The sequence below is a fragment of the Reinekea marina genome (assembly GCF_030409715.1).
Taxonomy (GTDB): domain Bacteria; phylum Pseudomonadota; class Gammaproteobacteria; order Pseudomonadales; family Natronospirillaceae; genus Reinekea; species Reinekea marina.
In genome coordinates, this window is record NZ_JAUFQI010000001.1 from 3,257,501 (window position 1) to 3,271,486 (window position 13,986).

A 13,986-nucleotide genomic window follows, 5' to 3' on the forward strand; every position below is an offset into this window, starting at 1 on the left:
TCGCTGACCGCCCAACATTAACGGCGGTTTAGAAAATTTTGAAATAGATTAAGTCCATGCTCCGTTAACACAGATTCTGGATGAAACTGCACGCCTTCAACATCTAACGATGTATGGCGCACGCCCATGATTTCCTCTTGCTCGCCTTGGGTGTTTTCAACCCAGGCCGTTATGGCTAAACATTCAGGTAACGTCTTTTGATCGAGCACCAATGAATGGTAGCGAGTCGCGGTATATGGGCTTGGCAACTGGCTAAACACACCCGCTCCCTTGTGGTGTATTTGGGAGGTTTTGCCGTGCATTATGGTAGTGGCATTGCAAACCTTTGCACCAAAAACTTGCCCGATGGCCTGATGCCCTAAGCAGATACCTAATAGAGGCACTTTTCCTGCAAAATACCGAATGGCGTCTAAGGATACCCCTGCCTCGTTTGGCGTACAGGGCCCTGGCGAAATCACGACCTTTTCAGGAGACATAGCCGCAAGCGCTTCAATGCTGTACTCATCGTTTTTGACGACCTTCACCTGCGCACCTAGCGATTCTAGATAACTTACAATGGTGTAAGTAAAAGAATCGTAGTTATCTATCATTAAAATCATAAATCGACATCAATTAGCAACATCGGAAAATCATACCACGGCTAACCTTTAAATTAAGCGTTGACTCTACACCAAAATGTTATAGCATACTAGTACATGAATACATCAAAAACAGAATTAAACCAATTACTCGATCATCTACTTGCGGCCAATTCTCGTGCTGATATGTCGGCACGGTTAGAGCAACTGCTCACGCCTACCGAGTTTGATGAGGTCGTGAAACGATTGCAAATACTGTGCATGCTCGACCAAGGCATACCGCAACGTAAAATTGCCGAAACATTAGGCGTGGGCATTGCCACCGTCTCTCGTGGCGCGCGAGCCCGTAAAGAAAGCTAACTAAAGAGATTGCCGAAACATGACCACCTACTCACCGTTTGAGCTGCCTCGAAAACCCTTTTATGTCAAAGTTACCGATTCATGCGACTTTTTCGAGCTGTTCAAAAAAATTGAAAAACGCTTTTCCACCTGCTTCATGCTCGAATCACTGGGCGAAGACAGCCACATAGCGCGTCATAGCATTATTGGGTTTGACCCAGAGAAAATTATTTACGCCAATGGTCAGCAGTTGATCATTGAAGATCGCGATGGTGGTTCTGAATCGATTCATTCAGATAACCCCTACCAAAGCCTGCGAGCCATGATGCCGCAGAACATTATCTCGCGTATGTATGCTGGCGGCCTAACCGGCTACTTAGGCTACGATGCCATGAATTATTTTGAGCCTAGCTTAACCATCAATTCAAGCGAAATGTTCGATGCCTTCCGCTTTGGCTTATATAAAGATGGGCTCGTGCTCGATAAAATGACCGGCGAAGTTTTCTATTTTTATTATGAAGACAATCGCATTGAATTAGTGAACGAACTTATTGAAGCGCCCTATTCAGGTAACGGCACGCTTAAAGTCACCGACCTCGGTGAAGACATGACCCGTGAAGCGCACAAAGACGCAGTGTTGAAAGTAAAACAAGACATCGTTGACGGCAAAATTTTCCAAACCGAAGTAGGCTTTAAGAAGCATTTTAAACTAGATGGCGACACCATCAATATTTACGAGCAAATGCGCGAAGTAAACCCTTCGCCACAAATGTACTACGTTAAATTTGGTGAGCAAAAACTCATTGGTGCTAGCCCAGAACTATTGTTCAGACTCCGCCAAGGCGAAATGGAAACTTTTCCGCTGGCAGGTACCGCTAAGCGCGGTGCTACCAACGAAGAAGACACCGCTTACGCCCGCGCCTTACTGAATGACCCAAAAGAGATCGCCGAGCATAATATGATTGTTGATTTACACCGCAATGATATTGGCCGTGTTGCGCGCTATGGCACAGTGAAAGTACGCAGCCTAATGGATATTAAAAAGTTCAGTCACGTGCAACATATTTCCAGCGAAATTGTAGGCATTATTAACGAAAAAGAAGACATGTTTACCGCGCTCGCGGCTAACTTCCCGGCCGGTACGTTAACCGGCGCCCCCAAAATTGAAGCCATGAAAATCATCAACGATTTAGAAGGCGATGGTCGCGGGCCTTATGGCGGAGCGGTTGGGCACTTTTCGTTTAATGGTGATTGCACCTTTGCGATACCGATTCGAACCGTTTTTGCCAATGCCGACAAAGCCTATGTACAAACCTGCGGTGGCAATGTTTACGATTCGAACCCTGAAGATGAATACGAAGAAATACAACGAAAGTTTGCCGGTACTAAAAAAGTACTCGATAAATTTATGTAACCTAAGTGAATGAGAACCGCTATGAATGTTTTAATTATAGATAACTACGATTCCTTCACTTATAACTTGTATCAGTTTATTGGTGAAATTTTAGAATCGGAGAAAAACCAAGGAAATCTCGATTCGTTTAACATCACGGTTAAACGCAATAATGAAATGACGCTCGAAGACGTTAAAGCCCTGAATGCCGACCGTATTATCATTTCTCCTGGACCGGGTTCCCCCGATGACCCAACCTACTTTGGCATATGCGCCGATGTCATACGTGAGCTGGGCAAGACAACGCCGTTACTGGGCGTTTGCTTAGGCATGCAAGGCATAGTGCATTGCTTTGGCGGTAACGTAGTTAAAGCACCGTTACCCATGCACGGAAAAATTAGTCCAGTAAACCACGACAACAGCAGCGTCTTTTACAACCTACCCGACCAACTCGAAGTAATGCGTTACCACTCGCTCATTGCCGAGGCCAGCACCCTGCCCGAATGCTTAAGAGTGACCAGCACCGTGGGTGAGTTAACCGCGAATGATTTTAATAACCGAGAAAAACTGAAAAGCTTAAAAGAGTTTGAACTCATGGGCGTTCAGCACACCGATTACCCCATTCACGGCATTCAGTTTCACCCTGAATCTTTTGCCACCGAAGGCGGCAAAGATTTAATTAAAAATTTTCTGTTCCGAGCTGGTGATTAGTGGCTGCCTAGCGACCGGGGGTACTGCAAAGAAAGGGACGCCGTAAACCCATCCATGGGGGCTCGTCATTGGCATCCATGCCAATGAACGCCCTATCTTTGCAGTACCTCCGATCACTTAATGTTGCAACTCAGCTATATTTTACGCAAAAAAAATCTCTCTCAAGTTACCCTGAGAGAGATTAGTTATTATAAATGGCTGCTATTTATAGACAGGCATTTTTGCGCAAATGGCGATTACTTTTTGCTTCACTGCTTCGATCACTTGATCAGAGTTGCCGGCTTCTAGTGAATCGAGTACATCACAAATCCAACCCGTTAGCTCAGTGACTTCGGCTTCTTTAAAGCCTCGACGCGTGATGGCCGGTGTGCCGATTCGTAAGCCAGAGGTAACAAAGGGTGAACGCGGGTCGTTTGGTACCGAGTTTTTATTTACAGTGATGTTTGCTTTGCCTAAGGCTGCATCAGCGTCTTTACCTGAGTATTCTTTTCCGATTAAATCGACTAAGAATAGGTGGTCTTCGGTGCCATTAGACACAATGTTTATACCGCGAGCCATAAAGGCTGCTGCCATTGCTTTCGCGTTTTTAACGACTTGAGTTTGGTATTCTTTAAACTCAGGCTCCATGCACTCTTTAAAGCAAACCGCTTTGGCCGCAATAATGTGCATTAACGGGCCGCCTTGGCTTTCAGGGAAAACCGCAAAGTTAAGCTTTTTGTTTAGCTCTTCGTCTTCGGGCGCTAAAATTAAACCGCCACGTGGACCGCCTAACGTTTTATGAGTGGTTGTCGTTACAACATGCGCGTGCGGTACAGGGCTTGGGTATACGCCCGCGGCGACTAAGCCGGCTACGTGCGCCATATCTACAAATAAGTAAGCACCCACTTCATCGGCAATTTCACGGAAACGCGCCCAATCGACAATCAGAGAATAGGCTGAGAAGCCCGCTACGATCATTTTAGGTTTGTGCTCACGTGCTAGTTCAGCCACTTGGTCGTAGTCAATCTCACCGGTTTCAGCATTTAAACCGTACTGAACAGCGTTATAAATTCGGCCAGAAAAAGATACAGAAGCACCGTGGGTTAAATGACCACCGTGGGCCAAGCTCATGCCAAGAATAGTGTCGCCAGGCTTACATAATGTCATGTAAACGGCTGCGTTTGCTTGAGAACCTGAGTGAGGCTGAACGTTGGCATAGCCTGCACCAAATAGGGCTTTAGCGCGATCAATGGCCAATTGCTCAACCACATCTACATGCTCACAACCGCCGTAGTAACGCTTACCTGGGTAGCCTTCTGCGTATTTGTTCGTTAACTGAGAGCCTTGCGCTTCCATCACTCGGGGTGATGTATAGTTTTCAGAGGCAATCAATTCTATGTGCTCTTCTTGACGCACACGCTCTGCTTCCATCGACTGCCATAAATCGGCATCGTAGTCGGCAATATTCATAGACTTTTCAAACATGAGACTCTCCAGCAAAGGGGAAGGGTTGATTAAATAGTTTTGTTGTCATTATTCATTCAAACTGTTTAAGCAAACGTTCCTTCTTTACCACTAAGTCAGCTTTTAATACTGAATATCAGTGAAAAAACAGTGAGCTATTGTACACATTCACGCCTTAATGCCTAGTAAAGTATTTGGTCTCATCAAATAGCCTGTAACTTGCCTTTTACAGCCTTTTGGTAGCGAAATTGGGCGTTTCGACTAACCTGAGTTTGAGTCCTTTTTTTATGATTTTCGCTTTAGGTTTCCTAACTCATGATCAAGCCCTTAAATGCGCTTAAATATTTATACCAACAGCTATCTGTTGCCAAAAAAGTAGCGCTGACAGGTGTCACTTTACTGCTGGTGCTATTGGCATTGAATACTTACTTGATCATGCAACGAGCCAGTACCATTATTTATGAACAAATAGAGGCGAATTTAACACGTGCCAGTCAAGTGACTTTGGCCAGTATTGCCAAGTCAGCTGGCAATGAACAAGATGTTCTCGATCAATTGAGCCTATGGAATCAAAATATTGAGCTATATCAAAATTACGATATTCATATTCAACTTTTCGATCAAAATAACACTCCCTTACTCAATTTAAACAAACTAAGTGCCAGCGATACAAACGACCTGTTTGGGAATACACGCCGAATATTAGTTTTTCCGGCTGAATTTTTCGGCAACACATACACACTTAACGTAAGTTACGATGAATCCCATGCTCTAGGGTCTATTCGCGACTTGTCTCAGTATAATTTCGTTATGCTGCTTTCGAGTTCGTTAGTCATTATCGGCGTATTACTTGTAATACTGCGCAGCAGTTTGTTGTCTCGGTTCAAGCAACTCAGTGATGCCGCTAAAATTATTGGCCATGGTGATCTATCCCATCGAATAGAAGTTTCCGGTCGAGACGAAGTTGCAAATTTAAGCCAAACTCTGAATGAAATGGCAGAAAACTTAGCTAAAGTTACGGCCTCTCGCGATATTTTAGACCATGAAATAGAACAAAAGAATAACGCCTTACAACAGTTAACCGAGCAGCGCTTCGCATTAGATCGCCAACACACGATGATCGATACTATGGGCACACACGCTCGCCTAGGCGCGTGGGTCGTTGATTTAGAAAAGAACACATTATTTTGGTCATCAATGACTAAGAAAATATATGAAGTCGACGATAGCTATGAACCAAATTTCGAAACCGCCTTTAGTTTTTTTAAACCCGGAAAATCAAAGCAAACCATTGTAAGGGCCATTGAACGCGCCACTGAATACGGCACCCCCTTCAGTGTTGAATGCGAGATCATTACCGCCAAAGAAAACACCTGCTGGATTCACTTCACCGGCCAGGCCGAGTTCAAAAATGGTCACTGCGCGGTCATTATGGGCTCCATCCAAGACATTCAAGAGCGCAAAGAGTTTGAGCTCGATTTAGTGAAAGCGAAAGAATTAGCCGAGGAAGCCGTTCTGGCGAAAAGTAAATTCTTAGCCACCATGAGCCATGAAATAAGAACGCCGATGAACGGCATTATTGGCATGATTGAATTAATTGATCAAACCTCTCTTACAGATGAACAGCATCACCGCTTAAAAGTAGCCCTATCAAGTGCTAACTCACTTCTCACCATCATCAATGACATTTTAGACTTTTCCAAAATAGAAGCCGGTAAATTAATTATAGAAACCATTGATTTTAATTTTGTGAATTTATTAAAAGAAACGGTTGAATCTGTCGAAGTGTTAGCCGAAGCCAAAGACGTATCTCTAATTGTAGAGCACAGTTCCTTAGCACGTGAATTTATGCGCGGCGATCCAACTCGCATTCGGCAAATCATCACTAACTTATTAAGCAACGCTATAAAATTCACACACCAAGGCAGGGTTAAAATAAGCTGCGATTTAATGCCCAGTGATCACAACGATGATATATTAACGATTGAAGTAGAAGACACGGGCATTGGCATAGAGGCCGAAAAAATTGATTCGCTTTTTAAAGCCTTTCAACAAGAAGATGCTTCAACTACGCGCCACTATGGCGGGACAGGCTTAGGCTTATCTATCGTAGGAAGCCTAGTTACTCAAATGAATGGCACAGTGCATGTAAAAAGCACGGTAGGGCAAGGCAGTTGTTTCAAAGTAACATTGCCCGTTGGTTTATCTTGGGTAACACCAAGAGCCATCCCAAACATCAGTATCGCCTTTAAAAACGCACTCATAATAAGTGACCCCACCCAACACCATACACATCTAAAAGATCAACTGTTAGAGCTTGGCATGTGCATTACCGATATACAGCCAAGACTGATCAACAACTATAAACCGGCCGATCAACCTCCACAGTATATTTTTATTGAACTGAATGACCCTCGAAAAACGGCACAGGCATTTTTGAAGCTGATTAAAAACAACATTCAATTAGAAGAGTCGAAAGTTATTGTGGCCACGTCTAATGCGCTAGTGGGCGATGGACAATTGTTTGGTCACATGGGCTTTGATGCTTACATATCGCTGCCAATGAACTCTAATGAAATCAAAGACATGCTACTGCTGTTAGCCGATGAAAAAGACTCACCCAAGGGTAAAAAACCAACGCTCGTTACTCGGCACATGGTGAATGAGATAAAATCGACTTCAAAAGTACTGGCCACTCGTTTTGACTGGCCGAAACATCTCAAAATTTTACTGGCAGAAGACAACCTTACCAATACCTTAGTAGCCAAAGGTATTTTAAAATCGCTCGGCTTACAATGCGATACCGTTGCTAACGGCCAAGAAGCTGTTGATGCCATTACGCAAGCGACCGAAACCCCCTACAGCCTTATTTTTATGGATTGCCAAATGCCCGAACTCGATGGCTTTGCCGCCACATTGGCCATTCGTAAACTTGAACAAAAAGACGCCAGCCGAGTACCTACAATCATCATCGCCATGACGGCCAATGCCATGTCGGGTGATCGAGAGATTTGCCTAGCGGTTGGCATGGACGACTACTTAGCAAAGCCCATCCATCGCGATTCACTTATGCAAAAACTACAGCAATACTTCCCTTTAATGAAAGATTCTAGCCAATTAGGTTGAGTTTTTGTTCACGAAGGATGAAATCTGCCTCGAAGCCCTTTAAACTGCATTGATTCTTAAACCCATGCGTTGATCAACATTACATCAACCACAGTTAACGAGGCAATTTCCGTGGCTCAATATGTATTTACTATGAATCGTGTCGGTAAAATCGTTCCACCGAAACGACAAATACTAAAAGACATCTCACTTTCTTTTTTTCCGGGTGCAAAAATCGGGGTTTTAGGTCTCAATGGTTCCGGTAAGTCTACTTTATTACGCATTATGGCCGGCCTAGACACTGATATTATTGGTGAAGCGCGCCCGCAGCCAGGCTTAAACATTGGCTACCTACCCCAAGAGCCCGAGCTAGACGATTCTAAAACCGTTCGCGAAGTTGTCGAAGAATCGATGGATCAGGTGAAATATGCGCAAGCTGAGTTAGACGCCGTCTATGCCGCTTATGCTGAACCCGATGCCGATTTCGACAAGCTCGCCGCTCGCCAGCAAGAATTAGAGAACATCATTAATGCATCAGATGGTCACAATGCCGAAACGCGCATGGAAATTGCAGCAGATGCACTACGCCTTCCCGATTGGGATGCCAGCGTTAAAAATTTATCTGGTGGTGAACGTCGCCGAGTCGCGCTGTGCCGATTACTACTCTCTAACCCTGATATGTTGTTACTGGATGAGCCAACCAACCACTTGGATGCCGAGTCTGTTGCCTGGCTTGAACGCTTTTTACATGAGTTTACGGGCACCGTGGTGGCCATTACCCATGACCGCTATTTCTTAGACAACGTAGCGGGTTGGATTTTGGAACTCGACCGTGGACACGGCATTCCTTTTGAAGGCAACTACAGCCAGTGGCTTGAGAACAAAGAGCAGCGCTTGCAAATGGAGTCTAAGCAACAAGCTTCACATGAGAAAGCCATTAAGGCCGAGCTTGAGTGGGTACGCCAGGGCAGTAAAGGTCGTCAATCTAAATCAAAAGCACGTTTAAAACAGTTTGAGCAAATGAACTCTCAAGAGTTTCAAACGCGTAACGAAACCAACGAAATGTATATTCCTCCGGGGCCTCGCTTGGGTGACATCGTGATCGAAGCCGAAGGGATTTCAAAATCTTTTGATGGTCGTGTTCTGTACGATGACCTCAATTTTGTGATTCCACCTGGTGCTATTGTCGGTATTGTTGGCGGTAACGGCGCGGGTAAATCAACACTATTCAAGATGATATCTGGCAGCGAGCAGCCCGATAAAGGCACTATTAAGATTGGTGAAACCGTTAAAACCGCCTTTGTTGGCCAAATGCGCGAGCTGAATGGCGAGAACACCGTTTGGGAAGAAGTGTCAGACGGTTTAGATAACATCACCATTGGTACCTATGAGACTTCCTCTAGAGCCTATCTAGGACGCTTCAACTTTAAAGGCGGTGACCAGCAAAAATTTGTAAAAAATCTCTCCGGTGGGGAACGAAATCGCCTATTCTTAGCCAAGCTATTAAAAGAAGGCGGGAACGTAATTCTGCTCGATGAGCCGACCAACGACTTAGACGTTGAAACACTGCGTGCCCTAGAAGAAGCTATTTTAGCCTTCCCCGGTGTCGCTGTAGTGATCTCGCATGACCGTTGGTTCTTAGATCGAATTGCGACCCATATATTGGCATTCGAAGGTGATTCACAAACCGTATTCTTTGAAGGTAACTTTAGCGAGTACGATGCAGATTACCGCAAACGCCATGGCAATGAAGGGCCTAAGCGCATGAAGTATAAGCGAATAAAGTAATCTCATTTTTCGATACCATTCATTGATTGTAGAGAAAGCAATGCCTGACGCTAAACAACGTAAAATTGTAAACCCATATCAAAAAACGTTATTCGCCTTAATTGGCGTTGGATTTAGCTCAGGCTTTTTATTGCTGGGTGGTTTTTGGTTCTTTAACACCGACTACGGTATGGCCAGCACCATGTTTGCCGTCATTATGCTGTTTTTAAGCGTTGCACTTATGGCGGTTGCTTTCCGTCTCTTTGCTTCTTTGTCGCTGAAGTTGGCTCAAAATGATCAAAAACACATTCAAAATGCCATAATTCAGGCAAAAGACATGCTCGATTCCTCTAAACAACTTCGAGAAGACCACATACTGTTACAATCTCTTTCTCAAAACCTCCCCTACCCCATTTGGCTTAAAGACCGTTTCGGCCGGTACCTTGTAACCAATAAAGCGTTTGTGAGCCAGTGGTGCAACAATGTAGACCCTATCGGAAAAACCGATGCCGACCTTCTTAACCAATCGCTTGCAAATGCCTTTCAGGCCGCCGATCAACAAGTACTCTCAGATCACAAAGCACATATTTTAGAGTTAAAGCTTGAAATAACCGGGCAGCCACCTCGCTGGGTTAAAATTGAACGCTACGCCTTGCTGGGCGAAGATGGCAATGTTGTTGGCGTATTAGGCTTAGCGGTCGATATTTCTGTTTACAAACTCGACAGTCAATCTCATAGCCAAGGCATTGATGTTCTAACTGGCTTTGCCAACCAGCAAGCTCTAAAAAGCCAATTTAAAGTCGATAAGTGGGATGATTTAAACCCATTGTGCTTACACGTTGATCTTGATCATTTTAAAGTCATCAATGACTCGCTGGGTAAAGACACGGGTGACGTACTGCTTAAAACGGTCGCTAATCGTATAAAAGAATCGAGTCCAAAAGGGGCATTCTTAGCCCGTTTAGGGGCCGATGAATTTGTTGCTATTTGGCCAGAGCACGATGAAATGACTCAATCTATTGAACGCTTGTTTGAGTTATTAAAGCAGCCAATTAGCCTTCAAGAAGGCCAGTATAGCTTTACTACCTCGATAGGGGCGGCACAAATGCCCATTCACGGCAGTACACTTGAAGAAATAGAACAGAACGCCAGTATTGCGCTTTTTAACGCTAAAAAGCTCGGCCGGAATCAGATCCATTGGTACAAAGACAGCTATGAAGGCCAAGCCGAGCGGCGCTTAAATAAAGAGCAGATGTTGCGCCAAGCCATCGCCGATGAAGCCTTTATTGTTCACGTTCAACCACGTATAGATTGCACCACCAACCAAATAGAAGCATTGGAGTGCTTAGCCCGTATTCAAACCGACAACGGCGAGATTCAATACCCAGGCACGTTTATATCGTTAGCAGAAAGCAATGGCTTAATTCGGCATGTTGATTTATACATTCTCGAATATGCCCTATCGCTGCTGCAAGAATGGATATCGGAAGGCAATGAACCACTGAAGCTGGCGGTAAACCTGAGTTTGCAAACGATCAACTCCACTTTGCTAGACCACCTTTACCAATGGCAAGCACGCGAGCCAAGAGTGTTTGAATACATCGAACTTGAATTAACCGAACATCGCCTACCCGAAAACAACAGTGAGTTTTTAAGGCTGTTACATGAAATACGGGAACTGGGCATAACCTTAGTCTTGGATGATTTTGGCACCGGTTACGCCAACTTGTCACGCCTACCCCAGTGGCCATTTCAAATTTTAAAGCTAGACCGTAGTTTCATTGCAAACATCCGCGAATCTGAGAAGCAGCAGACCGTAGTACGCAGTATTGTCGAAATGTGCAGCAACTTAGATATTAAAGTAGTGGCCGAGGGCATTGAGACAGAAGAAGAGCTAACACTGATCGATAAGCTTGGATGCCACTCGATTCAAGGCTTTGTCTATGCCAAGCCAAAGCCCATAGAAGAGGCTGAAGACTGGTTAAAACACAAAAAAATCACAATTCAGTAAAATAATTTAAATAAGCTCTTGATTTATATAAGTTTTCTACTTAATATGCGCACCTCATCGACGTGCGGACGTGGTGAAATTGGTAGACACGCCAGATTTAGGTTCTGGTGCCGTAAGGTGTGAGAGTTCGAGTCTCTCCGTCCGCACCATCTCTTACTAGAGTCTTCTAGTATTGCTACACAAAACTCAAGCTTTTCACCTTTATTGCAATTTCCTATTCAGGCTCACTTTAGGAACTTAATGTTCAACCAGCGATAGCCTTTAAAGCGCCCTTAACGCGAGGAATGCTCATATGCAAAGCGTTGTTAGGCACCGTCACGTAGCGCAACAATTCTAGGCTCAAGCACACTCCAATGCTCTTTAAGGTAATGCTTAATACCAATAGTTTTGGTCCACTTATTTAAAAAGCCAAAAAAGGGCTTCTTACGTCGAATACCGCGGATAATCTCTTCAATAAGCCAGCCTTTATCAAAACCGGACCACTCCCCTGCAACACTTAATAAATTTTTAGATACGGCTGGTGCCACCTCATCAAATAATATTAATCTTATTTCTTCAGGGGAGTAATCTGATTCAACGCACACACGAACAATATTTTCATAATACCGAGTTACATCCGTATCCAAAAACAAATCAGACAGAGCAACCCAAACAGGTTTTCTTTTATTAAGATTAATCTGAGACATCATCAAATTATGGCTTCCCGTTGTGCCTAGAACCTCGAAAAAAGGCGCTACATAGGTTGGCTAAAATAAGTATGCTGGTAGCCCGATACTGTTGAATGTTAGGCATTTTTTAGGGTTTCGATTCGTTGTATTGCTTCTTGTATGTCGCTTATGGAATCAATAATTCCGTCTACCTCTTTAGGCGTGGAAAAGTTAGTATTACGAACCCAGATAACTTTCATTCCAAGTTCTCTTGCCGGTTGTAGGTCGTTGTCGGGGTTATCCCCGATACAAATACAAGAATTAGCTAAGCTCCCTAATTCATTCAAACAAGCTTCAAATATACTAGGTTCAGGCTTCTTAGATCCAAATTCTTCTGATATCTTGATAGCCTTAAAGAAATGTCTGATACCCACAAAATCTATCTTAGCATTCTGACATCGTGCTCTGCCATTAGTCACAATACCAAGGGAATATTTCTGAAATAAATCATCTAAAGTTTCTTTAGCACCATCAAAAAGCACGGCTTCAAAGCCATACTTATCTTTGAAGTCATTGAATAATTCATCAGCAATCTGTTCGCAACCAAACAACTCGACACAAGCTAATTGATACGCAGTATGCTTGTTCTCATATCCATTCTTTTGATGATGAAGCACTGACCTGACAAATTCATCCTTTGTTGCTTTGATAGATTCTTTAAACCTGGGATATTGATTAGTTAAGAAGAGTCGCATTGTCTCTTCTCGATCTATCAGGGTCTCGTCTAGGTCGAATAATAGTGATGACATATTGTCGCCCTGTTATACGGCGTTTAACACCAAACCTTTTGATCTATAGAAAATGACTAAAGAGAATATAATTTCTGTTAGACCACCTATAAAGGCACCGACTATAAAGTTAGCCCCCAATAAAATGCAAAACATGCCGGATAACATTAATACAGCACCTAAAATCCAATAAATTTTTTCACCATATAAAGTGTTAAAAATTAAATAGCGTACACCAATAGCCATGAGCATAATTGGATAAAACCATTCCATATGAAGCTTTGCAACATAGAAAGCCAAGAATAAACCGACAAACAAAATAATAGTGCTTTCTAAAGCAAGCTTACCTAGAGGATTATTAGGGTTATGATTCCCTGGACGCTTAAGTACTTTTGATAACAGCATAGCCAACGGATGTATAAACATACCACCAATAAAAAGAGTAAGCATGCTCCCTTGATTCGTATGAAGCAATGCAGTTAAGCCTGCCAGACTCCATACAAATCCAGAAGCAAGAACACCAGTTCCACCTCCAAAATATGAAAAATTCATGTCCTTTTGTGCTTCTTCAAATTTCATAGGTACTCCGTAATGTTGAGCTGCACAGCGTTAAGCGTAGGGACGAGCCCTAAACCCGCCGCAAAGCGGAATTTTAGGTGGGCTTTTACCTGGCGCGCCTCGTTATAATTTTCTAGCATGAGACTCTTTCAACAGCACTTTCATTTAGCCTCCACGCCGTACACCCAGTCACGTTGTTTATTTGGACTTCCCTCTCATTAAGCAAAATTGGAATAAATGTTTGAACTGAATGGATTTCCTTTGCAACACATTTCGCACCGACGGCAAATGCAACAATTGCTGAACACCCTAAGTTGCCACAAAATTCAGAGCTAGTTATTGCCACCACTTCGGTATGGCTATCTGACCACACGATGGCATTATCGAGAGCTGAATTCCCTACAATAAACTCACGAGATTCATTACACAATAAGGAAAAGTCCTCAGTATATTCCTTCGGATCGATTTCCTGTGCACAGGACAACGTACTAATTATAATTGTCATTAATAGTGTTAAGTATTTGTACATAATTTTCCTATGCATAACGCCCTGTTAAGGTGTGAGCAACCCAATACCGAAGCTCCCGCATACCACCCTAAACACTAAAACCAACGCATAGTAAAAATGCCACGCGTTGCGAATCAC

The 13,986-nt window shown here is 43.6% G+C and carries 15 protein-coding genes and 1 tRNA gene; 7 read left to right on the plus strand and 9 right to left on the minus strand.

Annotated features, from left to right (window positions below):
- Positions 1–17: 17 nt before the first annotated feature.
- Entirely contained in the window at positions 18–599 is a 582-nt protein-coding gene (locus QWZ13_RS17905) for an anthranilate synthase component II (protein ID WP_215999755.1), read from the minus strand.
- A gap of 96 nt (positions 600–695) precedes the next feature.
- Between QWZ13_RS17905 and QWZ13_RS17910 the strand changes: the two genes are divergently transcribed.
- From QWZ13_RS17910 to QWZ13_RS17920, 3 genes are read left to right on the plus strand one after another with little or no spacing between them, the layout of a single operon-like run.
- Positions 696–938: a Trp family transcriptional regulator gene (locus QWZ13_RS17910; RefSeq protein WP_215999754.1), complete on the plus strand. Its 243-nt coding sequence runs from the start codon at positions 696–698 to the stop codon at positions 936–938.
- Between the two features lie 19 nt (positions 939–957).
- Positions 958–2,331 carry an anthranilate synthase component I family protein gene (locus QWZ13_RS17915; RefSeq protein WP_290282988.1) on the plus strand — a complete coding sequence of 458 codons (1,374 nt, stop codon included), beginning with the start codon at positions 958–960 and terminating at the stop codon, positions 2,329–2,331.
- Positions 2,332–2,352: 21 nt separating this feature from the next.
- On the plus strand, positions 2,353–3,021 hold the full coding sequence (locus tag QWZ13_RS17920) for an anthranilate synthase component II (protein ID WP_290282989.1): 669 nt from the start codon (positions 2,353–2,355) through the stop codon (positions 3,019–3,021).
- On the opposite strand, the gene QWZ13_RS17925 is transcribed toward QWZ13_RS17920, so the two are convergent.
- Both QWZ13_RS17925 and glyA read right to left on the minus strand, forming a co-directional pair.
- Positions 2,986–3,138 carry a hypothetical protein gene (locus QWZ13_RS17925; RefSeq protein WP_290282990.1) on the minus strand — a complete coding sequence of 51 codons (153 nt, stop codon included), beginning with the start codon at positions 3,136–3,138 and terminating at the stop codon, positions 2,986–2,988. The genes QWZ13_RS17920 and QWZ13_RS17925 overlap by 36 nt on opposite strands.
- 84 nt (positions 3,139–3,222) lie before the next feature.
- On the minus strand, positions 3,223–4,485 hold the full coding sequence (glyA, locus tag QWZ13_RS17930) for a serine hydroxymethyltransferase (protein ID WP_290282991.1): 1,263 nt from the start codon (positions 4,483–4,485) through the stop codon (positions 3,223–3,225).
- Between the two features lie 294 nt (positions 4,486–4,779).
- On the opposite strand from glyA, the gene QWZ13_RS17935 reads away from it, so the two are divergent.
- The 4 genes from QWZ13_RS17935 (at position 4,780) to QWZ13_RS17950 (ending at position 11,496) form a co-directional block, all read left to right on the plus strand.
- The gene (locus QWZ13_RS17935; protein ID WP_290282993.1) at positions 4,780–7,590 is read left to right on the plus strand and encodes an ATP-binding protein; all 2,811 of its coding nucleotides are present in this window, start codon (positions 4,780–4,782) and stop codon (positions 7,588–7,590) included.
- Positions 7,591–7,701: 111 nt separating this feature from the next.
- Positions 7,702–9,357, plus strand: a complete 1,656-nt coding sequence (gene ettA, locus QWZ13_RS17940) for an energy-dependent translational throttle protein EttA (protein WP_290283415.1) — start codon at positions 7,702–7,704, stop codon at positions 9,355–9,357.
- A gap of 40 nt (positions 9,358–9,397) precedes the next feature.
- Positions 9,398–11,347, plus strand: coding sequence for a putative bifunctional diguanylate cyclase/phosphodiesterase (locus tag QWZ13_RS17945; protein WP_290282995.1), 1,950 nt, complete (start codon positions 9,398–9,400; stop codon positions 11,345–11,347).
- 64 nt (positions 11,348–11,411) lie between these two features.
- Positions 11,412–11,496: transfer RNA gene (locus tag QWZ13_RS17950), tRNA-Leu, on the plus strand.
- Between the two features lie 156 nt (positions 11,497–11,652).
- Here the strand turns inward: QWZ13_RS17950 and QWZ13_RS17955 are convergent.
- The 6 genes from QWZ13_RS17955 to QWZ13_RS20095 form a co-directional block, all read right to left on the minus strand.
- A complete protein-coding gene (locus QWZ13_RS17955) occupies positions 11,653–12,036 on the minus strand; it encodes a DUF7079 family protein (protein ID WP_377361830.1) in 384 nt (127 codons plus the stop codon).
- A 95-nt stretch (positions 12,037–12,131) separates the two neighbouring features.
- On the minus strand, positions 12,132–12,803 hold the full coding sequence (locus QWZ13_RS17960) for an HAD family hydrolase (RefSeq protein ID WP_290282998.1): 672 nt from the start codon (positions 12,801–12,803) through the stop codon (positions 12,132–12,134).
- A 12-nt stretch (positions 12,804–12,815) separates the two neighbouring features.
- The gene (locus tag QWZ13_RS20025) at positions 12,816–13,361 is read right to left on the minus strand and encodes a DUF7010 family protein (protein ID WP_377361828.1); all 546 of its coding nucleotides are present in this window, start codon (positions 13,359–13,361) and stop codon (positions 12,816–12,818) included.
- Positions 13,358–13,480, minus strand: coding sequence for a hypothetical protein (locus QWZ13_RS17970; protein WP_290283001.1), 123 nt, complete (start codon positions 13,478–13,480; stop codon positions 13,358–13,360). Before QWZ13_RS17970 ends, QWZ13_RS20025 begins: the two co-directional genes overlap by 4 nt.
- The gene (locus QWZ13_RS17975) at positions 13,474–13,770 is read right to left on the minus strand and encodes a hypothetical protein (protein ID WP_290283002.1); all 297 of its coding nucleotides are present in this window, start codon (positions 13,768–13,770) and stop codon (positions 13,474–13,476) included. Before QWZ13_RS17975 ends, QWZ13_RS17970 begins: the two co-directional genes overlap by 7 nt.
- A gap of 123 nt (positions 13,771–13,893) precedes the next feature.
- Positions 13,894–13,986 (minus strand): DUF3265 domain-containing protein, encoded by a 93-nt coding sequence (locus QWZ13_RS20095; RefSeq protein WP_290283003.1) that lies wholly within the window; start codon positions 13,984–13,986, stop codon positions 13,894–13,896.